At 33.5% G+C, this 15,977-nt stretch carries 13 protein-coding genes; 6 read left to right on the top strand and 7 right to left on the bottom strand.

Annotation, left to right across the window (positions count from 1 at the left end; all coding sequences use genetic code 11):
• Positions 1–110: 110 nt before the first annotated feature.
• The 3 genes from meaB to V6624_RS23505 all read right to left on the bottom strand — a co-directional run bounded on the left by meaB (position 111) and on the right by V6624_RS23505 (position 2,587).
• Positions 111–1,232 carry a methylmalonyl Co-A mutase-associated GTPase MeaB gene (gene meaB / locus V6624_RS23515; RefSeq protein WP_338840431.1) on the bottom strand — a complete coding sequence of 374 codons (1,122 nt, stop codon included), beginning with the start codon at positions 1,230–1,232 and terminating at the stop codon, positions 111–113.
• 248 nt (positions 1,233–1,480) lie between these two features.
• Complete coding sequence (locus V6624_RS23510) at positions 1,481–2,122, bottom strand: NAD(P)-dependent oxidoreductase (RefSeq protein ID WP_338840430.1); 642 nt, start codon at positions 2,120–2,122, stop codon at positions 1,481–1,483.
• 57 nt (positions 2,123–2,179) lie between these two features.
• On the bottom strand, positions 2,180–2,587 hold the full coding sequence (locus tag V6624_RS23505; protein WP_111289163.1) for an RrF2 family transcriptional regulator: 408 nt from the start codon (positions 2,585–2,587) through the stop codon (positions 2,180–2,182).
• A gap of 310 nt (positions 2,588–2,897) precedes the next feature.
• Between V6624_RS23505 and V6624_RS23500 the strand changes: the two genes are divergently transcribed.
• Together V6624_RS23500 and V6624_RS23495 are read left to right on the top strand one after the other, a co-directional pair.
• Entirely contained in the window at positions 2,898–3,809 is a 912-nt protein-coding gene (locus V6624_RS23500) for an AEC family transporter (protein WP_338840429.1), read from the top strand.
• A gap of 112 nt (positions 3,810–3,921) precedes the next feature.
• Complete coding sequence (locus V6624_RS23495) at positions 3,922–4,560, top strand: peroxiredoxin (RefSeq protein WP_008468040.1); 639 nt, start codon at positions 3,922–3,924, stop codon at positions 4,558–4,560.
• A 169-nt stretch (positions 4,561–4,729) separates the two neighbouring features.
• Here the strand turns inward: V6624_RS23495 and V6624_RS23490 are convergent, their stop codons facing one another.
• From V6624_RS23490 to V6624_RS23480, 3 genes are all read right to left on the bottom strand, one after another.
• Positions 4,730–6,967: a cation:proton antiporter gene (locus V6624_RS23490; RefSeq protein ID WP_338840428.1), complete on the bottom strand. Its 2,238-nt coding sequence runs from the start codon at positions 6,965–6,967 to the stop codon at positions 4,730–4,732.
• Positions 6,968–7,183: 216 nt separating this feature from the next.
• Positions 7,184–8,530: an adenylosuccinate lyase gene (gene purB / locus V6624_RS23485; protein ID WP_338840427.1), complete on the bottom strand. Its 1,347-nt coding sequence runs from the start codon at positions 8,528–8,530 to the stop codon at positions 7,184–7,186.
• A gap of 79 nt (positions 8,531–8,609) precedes the next feature.
• The gene (locus V6624_RS23480; RefSeq protein ID WP_338840426.1) at positions 8,610–9,299 is read right to left on the bottom strand and encodes an NAD-dependent deacylase; all 690 of its coding nucleotides are present in this window, start codon (positions 9,297–9,299) and stop codon (positions 8,610–8,612) included.
• A gap of 167 nt (positions 9,300–9,466) precedes the next feature.
• Between V6624_RS23480 and cysC the strand changes: the two genes are divergently transcribed.
• The 4 genes from cysC to V6624_RS23460 are packed head-to-tail and all read left to right on the top strand — an operon-like array spanning position 9,467 to position 12,382.
• The gene (gene cysC / locus V6624_RS23475; RefSeq protein ID WP_338840425.1) at positions 9,467–9,994 is read left to right on the top strand and encodes an adenylyl-sulfate kinase; all 528 of its coding nucleotides are present in this window, start codon (positions 9,467–9,469) and stop codon (positions 9,992–9,994) included.
• A 5-nt stretch (positions 9,995–9,999) separates the two neighbouring features.
• The gene (locus tag V6624_RS23470; RefSeq protein ID WP_338840424.1) at positions 10,000–10,689 is read left to right on the top strand and encodes an aspartyl/asparaginyl beta-hydroxylase domain-containing protein; all 690 of its coding nucleotides are present in this window, start codon (positions 10,000–10,002) and stop codon (positions 10,687–10,689) included.
• Position 10,690: 1 nt separating this feature from the next.
• Positions 10,691–11,659: a sulfotransferase family protein gene (locus V6624_RS23465; protein ID WP_111289149.1), complete on the top strand. Its 969-nt coding sequence runs from the start codon at positions 10,691–10,693 to the stop codon at positions 11,657–11,659.
• Positions 11,660–11,719: 60 nt separating this feature from the next.
• A complete protein-coding gene (locus tag V6624_RS23460; RefSeq protein WP_338840423.1) occupies positions 11,720–12,382 on the top strand; it encodes an RNA methyltransferase in 663 nt (220 codons plus the stop codon).
• A gap of 170 nt (positions 12,383–12,552) precedes the next feature.
• Here the strand turns inward: V6624_RS23460 and secA are convergent, their stop codons facing one another.
• Positions 12,553–15,894 (bottom strand): preprotein translocase subunit SecA, encoded by a 3,342-nt coding sequence (gene secA / locus V6624_RS23455; protein WP_338840422.1) that lies wholly within the window; start codon positions 15,892–15,894, stop codon positions 12,553–12,555.
• Positions 15,895–15,977 lie beyond the last annotated feature (83 nt).

Raw genomic sequence — 15,977 nt, 5'->3', positions numbered from 1 at the left:
AAAGATTGATATGCTTTGTGGAGCTACTCGCGAAGATTTCTCCTTCGTCGAAATGACAAGATTGTGTATTGAGATTGTCGAGAAGTTAAAAGGAGCAAAGCGACTTTTTTCTACTTTGAACCTTTGTCACTTTGAGCCTTTGCACCTTTATTAAAATACAATTTTAATAAACTAGAAGCAGCTGCAAAGGATGAAATTTCATTGTTTTGCACTGCTTTTTTGTTTTCTTCCAATAATGAAATAATTTCAGGGCGGTTATAAAAATTCTGTTTCAATTGTTCATTGATCGTTTCCATCATCCAGAAATGGTTTTGTTCATTTCTTTTTTCTTGGAAAAACCCTGTTTCTTTGGTTAGTTCGAAATAATCAGAAATTGTATTCCAGACCTCAGGAATTCCATCTTTTGTTAGCGAACTGCAAGTGGTTACTTTAGGTTGCCAATTTGATTTTTTTGGAGGAAATAAATGTAAAGCACGATTAAACTCTAATTTCGCCTGATTCGCTTTTTTTATATTGTCGCCGTCTGCTTTGTTGATCACGATAGCATCTGCCATTTCCATAATACCACGTTTAATACCTTGAAGTTCGTCGCCTGCGCCAGAAATTTTTAAAAGTAAAAAGAAATCGACCATGCTATGAACCGCAGTTTCGCTTTGACCTACACCAACTGTTTCGATAATGATAGTATCAAAACCTGCGGCTTCACAAAGAATAATTGTTTCTCGGGTTTTTAGAGCCACGCCGCCCAAAGTTTCTCCAGAAGCACTTGGACGAATAAAAGCATTTTCATCTTTCACCAATTCTTCCATTCGGGTTTTATCACCTAGAATACTTCCGTGTGAAAGCGAACTGCTAGGATCAACCGCTAAAACAGCTACTTTTTTTCCTAATTGTGTAAGATGTTTTCCAAAAGCTTCGATAAAAGTACTTTTTCCAACACCAGGAACTCCTGTAATACCAATTCGAATCGATTTATTAGCATGAGTTAAACAACCTTGAACAACTTCGCCAGCTTTTTCAAAATGATCAGGATTTGTACTTTCTATTAAAGTAATAGCACGACTTAAAGAAGTTCTATTTCCTTCTAAAATACCATTAATTAATTCTTGAGAAGTTGGCTGTTGTCTGCGTTTGTTTTTAATTTGATTTATAGCCGAAATATTGGTGATTTCGGGAGATGAAATCCCAGCTTTTTCAGATATACTGCCGGCTTGTTTATTTAAATTTGACAAAACGCATTTTTTAGATATGTAAAAGTACTGAAAACAAAAACAGTTTCAAAAAGTTAGTTTGCCATGAATTACACGAATTTTCACTAATTTGTTATTCTCAAAATGAGTAAAAATAAGTATGCCACGAATTCACGAATTTTCTTTTTAAAATCTTTATCTACTATTATTCGAATTAATTCGAAAAAATAATCTCAGAGATTTTAAAAAGAAAATTCGTGAATTCGTGGCAAAAAAAACTTAGAATCTTTTTAGTAACCTGCAGTAAATCTAACTTGGTGATGTTTTGGAGTTTCTACTTCGTCAGCAATAACAACAGCTAAATCTTCTACAGAAAGAATACTTCTTTGTTCGTCATTGAAAACTGGATTTTCTAATCCTAAACGATATTTTCCAGTTCTTCCAGTTTTAGTTCCAGCGTGCATTTCGAAAGCAGGACTAAAGAATGCCCAGTCTAAATCTTTTTCTTCTTTAATGATATTTAAATAATGTCTTGCAGCGTTTGCACCAGGGAAAATTTCTTTTGGAAAATCTGGAGTGTCAACTGCTTGTAAATCTGGTGCAACATATAAACTTCCTGCACCACCAATAGTGATAAAACGTTTAACCCCCGATTTTTTAACTGCTTCTTGAATCGCTTTAGAACCAGCTAAAAAGTCGTCATAAATGTTTGGGTTTGTCCATCCTGGGTTATAAGCATTAACAACAGCATCATGACCTTTTAAGATTTCTGCCAAAGCATCAACATTAAAAATATCTGCAGCGGCCCAAGTTGCGTTTGCTGTGTCTTTTGGAGTTCTTGCAATAGCAGTGATTTCGTGTTTTCTGTCTGCTAATTCATTTAAAAGTGCTGAGCCAACAAATCCTGTAGCTCCAATAAGTGCAATTTTCATAATATATAAATTTATTTAGTAATAAAAAATGTTACAGTTTTGGTTAAAAAAATAGTTTTAAAATTGATTCGAAAAATCTTCCAATGAAATTCCTTCCAGCTGTAAGCTGACTTTCTGATTCATTTCGCTGTATAAATTTTCCAAATGCTGATTGATGTTTTTCCCAACAGGGCAATCAGGATTCGGTTGATTTTTAGCAAAACCTAAACCAATGGTTTCAAAGGTCATTTCGAATATTTGTTTTAAAGTCAGTTCAGCAGCGTTAACTGCCAATTTTGTACCGCCATTTTTTCCTTCTTTACTTTCTACGATATGATGAGCTTTTAAGTTGGCAATTTCTTTTCGAACCAAAACAGGATTTAAATTTATACTTCCCGCAATAAACTCCGACGACAAATAATCATTGGGGAATTTATGGAGCAAAGTAAGAATGTGAATCGTTATGGCAAATTTACCTGAAATCATACTGTAATAAAATATGTTACAAATTTACATCTTTTTGTAACACAAAATACTAATTTAACTATTTTTTAAGTGATTAGTAATTAGTGAAAAGTTCTTAGTGATTAGTCTTTAGGTTTTAATATGTCGTAATTGTTGCTTTTATATAGTAATTAGTAAAAAAAAGTATTACTTCTAGTTTGAAATGTACAACAAAAGCATTTTAAGCATTAATTTTAGATCCTAAATCATATCACTAAAAATTAAAGATTAATTACTAAGAACTAGTTACTAATCACTAAGGACTGATTACTAAAGGACTAAAAACCAATTAATGAACAACTTCCTTCTAATATTTCTCTTTCTTTCCCTCGGATTAATTTTACAGCGAGTAAAACAATTTCCTACTCATATTTATAAGACGCTCAATAAAATTGTCATTTATTTTTGCCTTCCTGCGATTACATTATATCATATTCCGAAGATAAAATGGAGCAGTGAATTATTGTTTCCAATAGGAGCGGGGTGGATTACTTATATTCTGGCTTTTATCTTTTTTCATTTTTTAGGAAGAAGAAATGGCTGGTCGAACAAATTGATTGGATGTCTGATTTTGACAGCGGGATTAAGTAACAGTTCATTTCTCGGATATCCAATTATTGAAGCTTTGTTTGGAAAGAAAGGTTTAGAAACTGCTGTTTTGGTAGATCAACCGGGAACTTTTGTTGTAGTTTCTACTTTAGGAGTTTTTACGGCAGCTTTTTATTCTAAAGGAAATCCGAATGCTTTAGGGATTTTCAAAAAGATCATTTTGTTTCCGCCATTTCTAATGTTCGTTTTGGCTTGTTTAATGAATGTTTTTGATTACAATTTAAATGAGAATTTTCAATTTGTTTTATTGAAAATTGGAAGTTTGGTTACACCTTTAGCTTTGCTGTCTGTTGGTTTACAATTGACTTTTGATAGAAAAAGCCAACATTGGAAATTTTTACGACTTGGACTTTTTTTCAAATTGCTTTTAATTCCTTTTATAATTTTCGTGCTTTACGTTTTCATTTTTAATCAGCATTCTGAAGCAATAAAAATTACCATAATGGAAACTGCTATGGCTCCTATGATTACAGGCGCAATCTTAGCTTCAACTTACGGATTAAAACCAAAATTAAGCAGTATGATGATTGGTTTCGGAATTCCAATTTCCTTCATTACACTTGCTTTCTGGTATTTTGTTTTGAATTTTATTTAGAAGTAAAATACTAATTATATCGACAAAGTAGAATTTTAACTTTTTTTTACCTTTTGAATGTTTTCTAAATACATTTTTTAATTAATTTTAGATGAACTAAAAATGATAAATTATGTCAACATTAAGATTAGGCGATATAGCTCCAGATTTTCAGGCAGAAACTACGCAAGGACCAATTAATTTTCACGAATGGTTAGGAGATTCGTGGGGTGTTTTATTCTCGCATCCAGCAGATTTTACTCCGGTTTGTACAACTGAATTAGGAACTGTAGCGAACTATGTTCCAGAATTCAAAAAAAGAAATACTAAGGTTATTGCTTTGAGTGTAGACGGCTTAGATTCTCACAAAGAGTGGATTAAAGATATCAACGAAACTCAAAATACAGAAGTAAATTTCCCAATTATTGCTGATGAGGATAAAAAAGTAGCAAATCTTTACGATATGCTTCATCCAAATGCGAGTGACAAATTTACAGTACGTTCTGTTTTTGTTATCGGACCAGATAAAAAAATAAAATTGACTTTAACATATCCAGCTTCGACAGGAAGAAATTTCGATGAATTACTTCGTGTAATTGACAGTTTGCAATTAACAGCAAATTACAGCGTTGCAACTCCTGCAAACTGGAAAGATGGAGAAGATGTAGTAATTGCACCAGCAATTCCAGACAGCGACATTCCAGCTAAATTCCCAAAAGGACATACGCCTATCAAACCTTATTTACGTTTGACACCGCAACCGAATAAATAATATTCTGAGTTTCTAAGTTTCTGAGATGCTAAGATTCTTAGTTTTTCAAAATAATTAATATAAAAAGCGCTAAGATTTCATAATAAAATCTTAGCGCTTTATTTTTTACGAAAGTTTAAAAAGAGGCAGATAAAAACTTAGAATCTTAGCATCTCAGAAACTTAGGAACTTATTTCACTGCCAACAAAGCATTCATCCTTTTTTTATCTCCTACAACCCAGAGAATATCATTTTTCTCTAATATTAAGCTAGATTCGGGATTTAAGATACGATTTCCGTTCCGCTCGATGCCAACCACCATTCCGTCGGTTTTGGCTCTAAATTGTCCGATGCTTTTTTGAATAAATTCGTCTTGAGAAACTTCCATTTGGCGTAATACAATATCAGTTTCTTCTACTTTTACAGGTGATTCTGTTTCGTTTTGAGTTAAGAATTTTGTGAATTCTGTAATTTGAGCATCGGTTCCAATTACACAAATTTCATCGCCAGGAAACAAACGTTCAGTTTTGGTCGGAATTGGAATCGTTACTTCTCCACGTTTGATGTAAGCGATATTAATTCCTAATTGCTCACGAATTCTGAGTTCCTGTAAAGTCTGACCAACTAAATTTGATTCTTTTTTAATTTCGAAAAAAGACATGTGTCCGTCCCACGGCATTAAATTGGCATATCTTCTGTCGATCTTTTTGTTTTCGCGATCGTTGAGGTTTTTTAGAAAGTGATTTTCAATTTTATGATATTGCTCGTTTAATTTTTTAGGGAAAATCTGGTAAGCTCCTATTGCAATAATAAGCGCGACGAAAGCAACTAAAGGAGAGAAGAAAATATTCAATAAGAATCCGACAAAGAATAAACCAAGACTCATTCTAATCAGGATTAGCATTAATAATGCTCCACGATATTTACGTTCTTCCCACAGTATTTCAACTTCTTCGACTTTTACACGACGTAATGAAAGCGCCCATAAAAAAGGTGCAATAACAACTAAAGTTAGTAAAGCGGCTAAAGTATTTCCAAATCTAGTGTCTGCAACTAAGGGAGCAACAAATTTAGAAGACAATAAAATAATTGCCGTGATAATTATGGTATGAAGAATAATTTGTGTGATTGAAGAGCGAAGCACAATCTGCCAAGTGCTTACCGATTTAATTGCTTGTGCGTTGACACTATAACGGTTTATATTTTTAACCCATCTTTTAGGCATTTTGGATTCTAAAAAGAAAGCAAAACGTTCTGAATATTTAATTAAAAATGGAGTTGTAAAAGTGGTAATTGCAGATACAGCAACGATAATTGGATATAAGAAATCACTGGTAACTTTTAAGGTCATCCCAAGTGTTGCAATAATAAATGAGAACTCTCCAATTTGTGCCAAACTCATTCCAGTTTGAACCGATTGTTTTAAAGGCTGACCAGAAATCAAAGCTCCAATCGAAGAACTGAATGCTTTTCCGAATATGGTCAATAGTGTAATTATAGCCACTGGAAGTGCATAATTAACCAAAGTTACTGGATTAATTAACATTCCTACTGATACGAAGAAAACAGCGCCAAAAAAATCTTTTACAGGTTGAATTAAATGTTCAATTTTTTCTGCCATTGTGGTTTCAGCAATAATAGATCCCATGATAAAGGCACCTAAAGCAGGAGAGAAACCAACATTTGCAGCAAAAATTACCATCATTAGACATAATGCTAATGAGATTATCAGCAGCATCTCGTCAGTTAATAGATGTTTTGCTTTTTTGAAAATAGTTGGAATAATAAAGATTCCGCCCAAAAACCAGATAATTAAAAAGAAAATTAGTTTTAAGACAGATTGCAGTAATTCTGTACCAGAAACTTGATCGCTTACTGCAATAGTTGACAGTAAAACAAGCATTAAAATAGCAACAATATCTTCAACAATTAAAGCACCAAAAACAATTCCAACGAACTTTTTTCCTTTAACTCCTAATTCATCAAAAGCCCTGATAATAATAGTTGTGGATGAAATTGAAAGTGTTGCTCCCAAGAAAATACTGTCCATTTTTCCCCAGCCCATCCATTGTCCAACGGCATAACCAATTACAGTCATAAACAAAATCTGGGTTATAGCGGTGACAGATGAAGTCCCTCCAACCTTCATTAATTTTTTAAAACTGAATTCGAGTCCTAAACTAAAAAGTAAAAAAATAACCCCAATTTCTGCCCAAACTTCCACACTTTTCATGTCGGTTATAGATGGGAAAAAATCAAAATGGTTTCCAGCCAAAAATCCTGCAATTAGGTAGCCTAAAACCAGAGGCTGTTTCATTTTTTTAAATATTAGAACGGCAATTCCAGCAGTCATCAGGATTAATCCTAAATCACTAATTAAAGGTTGTAAATGGTGTGTACTTTCAGCAGCGGCGCTTAATGCAATCATAGGTGGTATTTTAGTTTTCGTGGAGCTTGATCCAGCTTTTATTTAAAGTCTTTGTTCAAAATCTGGTTTTTTGTACGAAAAGACTTTTTTAAAATGTAATTCACTGAACTCCAACGAAAATAAAGTTAAGTGAAGCAATCTGGACTACTCCGGGTTAAATAAAAAAAGCTATCTCGATAAAGATAGCTTTTTTTGATAAAATATTTGGAGTTTTTCTTAAATTCCTGTGTAATTGCTAGGAGTTATAGCTAATAATTCTGCTCTAACAGAATCTGAAACTTCTAAAGTTGCAATGAAATTATGAATCGCATTTTTGTCGATTGCTTCGTTGGTTCTTGTTAAACCTTTTAAAGCTTCGTACGGATTTGGATAAGCTTCGCGACGTAAAATAGTCTGAATAGCTTCTGCCACAACTGCCCAGTTTTTCTCTAAATCTTCAGCAAATTTACTTTCGTTTAAAAGTAATTTATTCAAACCTTTAAGAGTAGCTTCAAAAGCGATAATTGTATGTCCGAAAGGAACACCTACATTACGTAAAACAGTACTGTCAGTTAAGTCACGCTGTAATCTTGAAATTGGAAGTTTAGCTGCTAAATGCTCGAAAATAGCATTTGCAATTCCTAAGTTTCCTTCAGAGTTTTCAAAATCAATTGGGTTTACTTTATGTGGCATTGCAGAAGAACCAATTTCTCCAGCTTTGATTTTTTGTTTGAAATAATCCATCGAAACATAAGTCCAAATATCACGATCTAAATCGATGATAATGGTGTTGATTCTTTTTAAAGCATCAAAAAAAGCAGCAAAATGATCATAATGCTCAATTTGAGTTGTTGGAAAAGAATGTTTTAAACCAAGATCTGTTTCAACAAATTTGTTTCCGAATTGTTTCCAGTCAATTTGCGGATACGCTACGTGATGTGCGTTAAAGTTTCCTGTTGCTCCACCAAATTTAGCAGCAAACGGAATATTGAACAACAAACGCATTTGCTCTTCTAAACGCTCCACAAATACCAAAATTTCTTTTCCTAAACGAGTAGGAGAGGCTGGCTGTCCGTGCGTACGAGCAAGCATCGGAATGTCTTTCCATTCTGTGCTTAACTCTTTTAGTTTTGCAATTACAGCAATTAAAGTTGGCATATAAACTTGCTCAAACGCTTCTTTTGTAGAAAGCGGAATTGCAGTATTATTAATATCTTGAGACGTTAATCCGAAGTGAATGAACTCTTTGTATTGAGATAAACCTAATTTTTCAAAAGCATCTTTAATAAAGTATTCAACCGCTTTTACGTCGTGATTGGTTACTTTTTCTGTTTCTTTAATCCAAAGCGCATCTTCTGTTGAGAAATTTTTGTAGATATTTCTCAAGCTTTCAAATAAACTTGAATCAATGCCTTTTAATTGTGGCAATGGAATTTGGCATAATGCAATGAAGTATTCCACTTCAACTAAAACGCGATATTTAATTAAAGCTTCTTCAGAGAAAAAAGGGGCTAAATTTTGAGTTTTATTTCTATATCTTCCGTCAATTGGCGATATAGCATTCAGTTCGTTTAGAGTAGTCATTGTTATGTTGTTTTTTCGAAAGGTGCAAATATAAACAGAATTTAGCGATTACAGCTAATTAAAAAGTGCATTTATGCATTCAAAATGAATTTAATCGCTCTCTTAAATCGGCAACTCCTTCTGATGCAAATTTGGCAATCGTTTCCACTTTGTTTCGAAGATTCGGAATTGCAATTGGCTTTGGATCAATATAAAAAACAGGAGTTGTGCTTGGTGTGTAAGCAATTAGGCCTGCTGCAGGATAAACTTGCAGCGAAGTTCCAATTACAGCAAAATAATCTGCCGTTTCAGTAATGTCAATAGCTTCTTCCAAAGCAGGAACTTCTTCGCCAAACCAAACAATATGCGGGCGCAATTGATGGCCGTTTGTGTCTAAATCTCCCGTAAACAAATCTTCTGTCCAATCTAAAATTAGATTTTTGTTTTGTGTACTTCGAACTTTTAATAATTCACCATGCAAATGCAAAACTTTTGAGCTTCCGGCGCGTTCGTGCAAATCGTCAACATTTTGAGTAATAATATGTACATCAAAATCTTTTTCCAATTCGGCCAAAATAATATGTCCAAGATTTGGTTTTACTTCTTTTAACTGCTGGCGACGTTTGTTATAAAAATCCAAAACTAATTCTTGATTTTTGAACCAGCCCTCTGGCGTTGCAACTTCCATTACATCATGACCTTCCCATAAACCATCGCTGTCGCGAAATGTTTTGATACCGCTTTCGGCACTGATTCCTGCTCCGGTTAAGACTACAAGTTTCTTTTTCATTCTTAATTTTATTAAAAGATAAAAATAGTAATTTCTTTCTTCAAATGTTTAGTAAATAGTCAGGATCAGCTGTTCTTTTTAAAGGAAAATAATGGGTATTTATACTCTTTATCTCTCGTTTTGAATTATTTAATTTTAATGTCACGTTTGATAAAAGTGTTTCTAAAATGATTTTAATTCAATTTACAGGCTTATCTGGTTCGGGAAAAACGACGCTGGCAGAAAATGTCAGGCATCTGTTGCTTCAAAATAATTATGAAGCAGAAATAGTAGATGGTGATGTTTACCGACAAACCATCTGTAAAGATTTAGGGTTTTCTAAAGAAGATCGCTGCGAAAATGTAAGACGTCTTTTTAATGTTGGTCGAAGTCTGATTGAAGAAAACAAGATTGTTCTCATGTCGGTTATAAATCCGTATGAAAATCTTAGGAATGAATTAAGAACTTTTGAATTTGTAAAAACGGTCTTTCTGGATTGCTCCATTCATAATTTGATCGAAAGAGATCCAAAAGGATTGTACAAAAGAGCATTATTGCCTGACAATAATCAAAATAAAATTAGAAATTTTACTGGGATAACAGATGTTTATGAAACTCCAAAAAAAGCAGATTTAGTATTAAAAACAGATTCTGAAACCGTTTCCGTTTCAGCCAATAAACTGTACAATTTTATAATTAGCAATTTAAAATTTTAAGACTTATGAATCCTTCTTCCTGCCAACTTCCAATTTCTTTTTCGATTGAAAAATTAAAAAATGATTTATTGACTTGCGAAACAAATTTGTGGACGCCGCATTTTAATACAAATAAATATGAAGGAAAATGGACAAGTATTTCTTTACGATCTCAATCTGGTTTAGAAACTGATATTCTTTCCTTTCCAGATAAAGAATATAAAAATACGCCTTTACTTGACAGCTGTCCTTATTTTAAAGAAATAATGGATTGGTTTGAATGCGAAAAAGAATCGGTTCGATTGTTAAGACTCGGACCTAATAGCGAGATTAAAGAGCATTTTGATAATGATACTTCTTATGAAGATGGGTTTTTCAGGATTCATATTCCAATTCTAACCAATTCTGAAGTATATTTTTATGTAGATAGGAAACGAATTCCGATGAAAATGGGCGAGTGCTGGTATGCCAATTTTCAGTTACCGCACAGCGTGCAAAACAAAAGTTCGGAACCAAGAATTCATTTAACATTAGATTGTTTAAGAAATGAATGGTCTGACGAATTGTTTTCTAAAATGGGTTTTGATGTGAATTATACACCGAAAAGGCAATATTCAGACGAAATAAAACAGCAGATTATTGAAGAACTTTCTAGAAATCCATCCGAAATTAATACCCAAATAATTGAAGAACTTCAATCGCAAATGAATTTATAAAATGGAAAATGTAAAAGATTTTATTTCAAATTGGATTCCTATTAACTTAGTTGAAAAAGAGAATGAAATCTATTTTGAATGGATTTATTTCTCAGACATACCTTTTTCAGAGCCTTTTTTTGAAGAAACAATTGTGAAATGCAGAAGCCATAGTTATAATTCGAAGCGTTTTAGATTAGTTAGTACAGCAGAAAATATTATTGAATGGTCCAAAGAATTAGATTTTGTTGAATTAAAGGGATTAGTTTTTCATGTGTCAAGATGCGGATCTACCATGTTAAGTCAGTCTCTTGCAACTTCATCTGAAAACATCATGGTTTCTGAAGCTCCTATTATCGATCAGATTTTAAGAAGTGATGCTTTTAATGAAGATACCAAAACAGTTTTGCTGAAATCGGTTTTGAGGTTCTTAGGTCAAAAAAGATTTCCAGATCAAAAGCATTTAATTATAAAATTGGATGCATGGAGTATTTTTAAGGCTTCTTATTTAAGATCGGTTTTTTCTGAAATTCCTTTTGCTTTATTATACCGAAATCCAGGAGAGGTTTTAAGATCGCATCAAAAGATGGCAGGAATGCATATGGTTCCAAATATAATTCCGTCGAGTGTTTTCGGAATTACTTCAAAAGAAATTGAGGAGTTAAGTTTTTACGAGTATCAAGCTTTGGTTTTAGAAAAATATTTTCAAAGTTTTTTGGATTTTTATGAAACAGACCAAAATGTGATAATGCTCAATTATAATGACGGAATGAAAAAGGTTATAGAACGATTTATCACTTTTATTAATGTCTGTTTTTCTGAAAAAGAAATAAATGCAATGCTAGAACGTCTTAAAAAACATTCTAAAAATGAAAGCGCTGTTTTTACGGGAGATTCATACAAAGACGATGTTTTGGCTGTGAATTTGGCTCAATTAAATGTTTTGCATGAAAAGCTTAATGCCAATTTTATTGAAGATTTGGCAGGCTGAAAAATAAGGTGAAGTCTTCTTTCTCTTTTATTTATTATTTTTGCGCCAAACATAAATAAAATGATTGATTTAGATTACCTCGCATTCTTAGAAAATATATTGACTGAAAACAGAAAAGCTAATTTTTTAAAAGTACTAGAAAATAGAACAAAGCATTTTACAGTTGCAGTAGAAGATGTTTATCAAATGCATAATACAAGTGCTGTAATGCGAAGCTGCGAAGTCTTCGGGATTCAGGAATTAAATGTAATTGAACAGCGTTTTGGAAAACGTATTGACAAAGAAATTGCTTTAGGCGCACAAAAATGGGTTGACATTAACCGATTTGATTCGGTTTCAGGATGTCTTTCTGATTTAAAAAGTAAAGGATATCAAATTATTGCAACTACTCCGCACGAAAAAGATTGCATGCTTGAAGATTTCGATATTACAAAACCAAGTGCTTTATTCTTCGGAACAGAAAAAGAAGGATTATCACAAGAAATTATGGACAACGCCGATGGTTTCTTAAAAATACCAATGGTTGGCTTTACTGAAAGTTTAAATATTTCGGTTTCAGCAGCAATCATTATTCAAAGTTTAACGAATAGACTTCGCAGATCTGATATCGATTGGAAATTGACAGAGGAAGAAATTTTAGTTAAACGTTTACTATGGGCGAAAAACTCTATTAAAGATATAAAACGAATTGAAGCGCGTTACTATCAAGATAACCCGATATAAGTCACAGTTTTCGGTCTCAGTCACAGTTTCAGGACTCAGGGAGTAAATTGGAAAATAAAAATAATTTGCTGAAAAATAAAAAACCGACAGTTTCTAACTGTCGGTTTTTTTATGGAATTTATAAGTATCAGCCTGTGAACTATGACTGCGACTGAATACTTAAAAAAATATTAGTTAATCAAAACCCAAGTTCCAGCAGCAATTAAAGCTTCAGCTTTTTTGTACTTCATTGTTTCTGTTTTACCAGTAGCAATTTCTTGAACTACAACATTATCATTTCTGTTGATTTTTGGCATATCTCTAACGATAGTTTCAGTAACTTGACGTTGTTGTGTTTCACCAGCTTCACGGTTGATGCTTTCGCTATTTGGAATTTCGTCTTTGCTTAACTGTAAGTTTTCTTTTTGACGAACTTCTCTTGCTTCGTGAATTTCTGGAGCGTTTTGAGCAGGTAAATCACCTTTAAATAAGAATGAAATAACTTCTTTGTTAACGTTGTCCAACATTCCTCTAAACAAGTTGAAAGCTTCTAATTTGTAAATAAGCAATGGATCTTTTTGCTCGTGAACAGCCAATTGAACAGATTGTTTCAATTCGTCCATTTTGCGTAGGTGTTTTTTCCAAGCTTCATCAACAATAGAAAGTGTAATGTTTTTCTCAAAATCAGCAATTAACTGAGCGCCTTCGCTTTCGTAAGCTTTTTTCAAGTCAGTTACCACATTCAAAGTTTTGATTCCGTCTGTAAAAGGAACTACAATTCTTTCGAAATGATTGTTTGGCTCTTCAAAAACTCCTTTGATAATTGGGAAAGCTTCTCTAGCGCTTCTTTCTGTTTTTTCAGTATAGAAAGCTAAAGCTTCTTTGTATACTTTTCCAGTAACTTCAATATCAGATAATTTTAAGAAATCAGCTTCAGAAATTGGAGATGTGATTCCGAAATAACGAATTAAATCAAATTCATATCCTTTGAAATCATTTGCTACTTTACTGTTGCTTACGATTAATTCGCAAGTATCATAAAGCATGTTTGCAATATCCAGTTTCAAACGCTCACCGAACAATGCGTGACGACGACGTTTGTAAACTACTTCACGTTGAGAGTTCATTACGTCATCATATTCTAATAAACGTTTACGAACACCAAAGTTGTTTTCTTCTACTTTTTTCTGAGCACGTTCGATAGATTTAGTCATCATAGAATGTTGGATAACTTCACCTTCTTTTAATCCCATTCTGTCCATTACTTTCGCAACTCTTTCAGAACCGAATAAACGCATTAAGTTATCTTCAAGAGAAACATAGAACTGAGAACTTCCTGGATCTCCTTGACGACCAGAACGACCACGTAACTGTCTGTCTACACGACGAGAATCATGACGCTCTGTACCAACGATTGCTAAACCTCCCGCAGCTTTAACTTCTGGAGATAATTTAATATCGGTACCACGACCAGCCATGTTTGTTGCAATAGTTACAACTCCAGCTTTACCAGCTTCTTCAACGATTTGCGCCTCTTGCTTGTGCATTTTAGCGTTCAATACGTTGTGTGTGATTCCTCTCATTTTAAGCATACGGCTTAATAATTCTGAAATCTCAACAGAAGTTGTTCCAATCAATACTGGTCTTCCAGCTTTTGATAATTCAGTCACGTCTTCAATAACAGCGTTGAATTTCTCACGTGTTGTTTTGTAGATATAATCTTCTTTGTCAATTCTTGCGATTCCACGGTTAGTTGGAATTTCAACAACATCCAATTTATAAATTTGCCATAACTCTCCAGCTTCTGTAACCGCTGTACCGGTCATACCACCCAATTTGTTGTACATTCTGAAATAATTCTGTAATGTAACTGTAGCAAATGTTTGAGTAGCAGCTTCGATTTTTACGTTTTCTTTTGCTTCAATCGCTTGGTGAAGACCGTCTGAGTAACGACGCCCGTCCATGATACGACCTGTTTGCTCATCGACAATCATAATTTTGTTGTCCATGATAACATACTCTACGTCTTTTTCAAATAAAGCATAAGCTTTTAAAAGCTGAGTAAGAGTATGAATACGCTCGCTTTTTACTCCAAAATCTTGAAATAATCTTTCTTTAGCTTCAGCTTCAGCGTCTTTGTCTAATTTTTGTTTTTCAATTGCAGCGATTTCTGTCCCAATGTCTGGTAAAACGAAGAAATCTGCATCAGTATCTCCAGAAAGGTATTTAATACCGTTGTCTGTCAATTCAACTTGATTGTTTTTTTCTTCAATCACAAAATATAAAGCTTCGTCAACTTTATGCATTTCACGATTGTTATCTTGCATATATTGATTTTCAGTTTTTTGAAGCAATTGTTTAATTCCTTCTTCACTCAAAAATTTAATTAATGCTTTATTTTTAGGTAAACTTCTGTAAGCTCTTAATAATAAGAATCCGCCTTCTTTAGTATTTCCTTCTTTGATTAATTTTTTAGCTTCAGCTAAGAAACCATTTGCTAACTGACGTTGTTGTGCAACTAAGTTTTCAATTTTTGGTTTCAATTCATTAAACTCATGACGATCTCCTTGCGGAACTGGTCCTGAAATAATAAGCGGTGTTCTAGCGTCATCAATTAATACAGAATCGACCTCGTCGACAATAGCATAATTGTGTTTTCTTTGAACTAAATCGCTTGGCGAGTGCGCCATGTTGTCTCTTAAGTAATCGAAACCAAACTCATTGTTAGTTCCGTAAGTGATATCAGCATCATAAGCTTTTTTTCTAGCTTCTGTACTTGGCTGGTGGTTGTCGATACAGTCAACAGATAAACCGTGGAATTCGAATAAAGGAGCTTTCCACGTGCTATCACGTTTTGCCAAGTAGTCATTCACAGTTACTAAGTGAACTCCATTTCCTGTCAAAGCGTTTAAGTAAAGAGGAAGAGTTGCAACTAAAGTTTTACCTTCTCCCGTTTGCATTTCGGCAACTTTACCTTCGTGTAATACCATACCACCAATTAACTGAACATCATAGTGAATCATGTCCCAAGTGATATCTTTTCCTGCGGCATTCCATTGGTTAGCCCAGATCGCTTTTTCACCTTCAATAGTAATATATGGTTTAGCAGCTGAGAATTCGCGGTCTTTTGGAGTTGCAGTAACTTCAATATGTGAGTTTTCTTTAAAACGACGAGCCGTTTCTTTAACTACAGAAAACGCTTCTGGAAGAATTTCCAATAAAGTTTTCTCAGAGATTTCATAAGCTTCTTTTTCAAGAGCATCTATTGCATCATAAAGGTCTTCTCTTTTATCGATGTCTTCGATGTTTTCTACTTCCGCTTTAAGCGAAGCAATTTTAGCATCTTTATCAGCTCTAGCTTCTTTTATTTTATCTTTAAAATAAAGGGTTCTAGCTCTTAATTCGTCGTTTGACAGACTCATTAAAGGAGCTTCGAATGTCTTGATTTTGTTTAAGTAAGGTTGTAAAGCTTTGACATCTTTTTGCGATTTATCGCCCACAAAGACTTTAATAATACTGTTTATGAAACTCATGATTTATCGTATTTCTTTATTATATAATATGTATTTGAACCAAAAAAAAAGTCTCCATAACGAGAGACTTTTTCCTTTGGTTT

Origin of the sequence: Flavobacterium ginsenosidimutans, assembly GCF_037478105.1 — a bacterium.
In the GTDB taxonomy this organism is placed as follows: Bacteria; Bacteroidota; Bacteroidia; order Flavobacteriales; family Flavobacteriaceae; genus Flavobacterium; species Flavobacterium ginsenosidimutans.
Note: the sequence above shows the minus strand (reverse complement) of the source record. Positions and strands in the feature narration are given on the sequence as shown.

Coding starts and splice junctions, on each gene's coding strand:
- V6624_RS23505 (WP_111289163.1), bottom strand. CDS start 2,587: ATGATTTCAGGTAAATTTGCCATAACGATTCACATTCTTACTTTGCTC.
- V6624_RS23465 (WP_111289149.1), top strand. CDS start 10,691: ATGGAAAATGTAAAAGATTTTATTTCAAATTGGATTCCTATTAACTTA.
- secA (WP_338840422.1), bottom strand. CDS start 15,894: ATGAGTTTCATAAACAGTATTATTAAAGTCTTTGTGGGCGATAAATCG.
- V6624_RS23470 (WP_338840424.1), top strand. CDS start 10,000: ATGAATCCTTCTTCCTGCCAACTTCCAATTTCTTTTTCGATTGAAAAA.
- V6624_RS23500 (WP_338840429.1), top strand. CDS start 2,898: ATGAACAACTTCCTTCTAATATTTCTCTTTCTTTCCCTCGGATTAATT.
- V6624_RS23510 (WP_338840430.1), bottom strand. CDS start 2,122: ATGAAAATTGCACTTATTGGAGCTACAGGATTTGTTGGCTCAGCACTT.
- cysC (WP_338840425.1), top strand. CDS start 9,467: ATGATTTTAATTCAATTTACAGGCTTATCTGGTTCGGGAAAAACGACG.
- V6624_RS23490 (WP_338840428.1), bottom strand. CDS start 6,967: ATGATTGCATTAAGCGCCGCTGCTGAAAGTACACACCATTTACAACCT.
- purB (WP_338840427.1), bottom strand. CDS start 8,530: ATGACTACTCTAAACGAACTGAATGCTATATCGCCAATTGACGGAAGA.
- V6624_RS23480 (WP_338840426.1), bottom strand. CDS start 9,299: ATGAAAAAGAAACTTGTAGTCTTAACCGGAGCAGGAATCAGTGCCGAA.
- V6624_RS23460 (WP_338840423.1), top strand. CDS start 11,720: ATGATTGATTTAGATTACCTCGCATTCTTAGAAAATATATTGACTGAA.
- V6624_RS23495 (WP_008468040.1), top strand. CDS start 3,922: ATGTCAACATTAAGATTAGGCGATATAGCTCCAGATTTTCAGGCAGAA.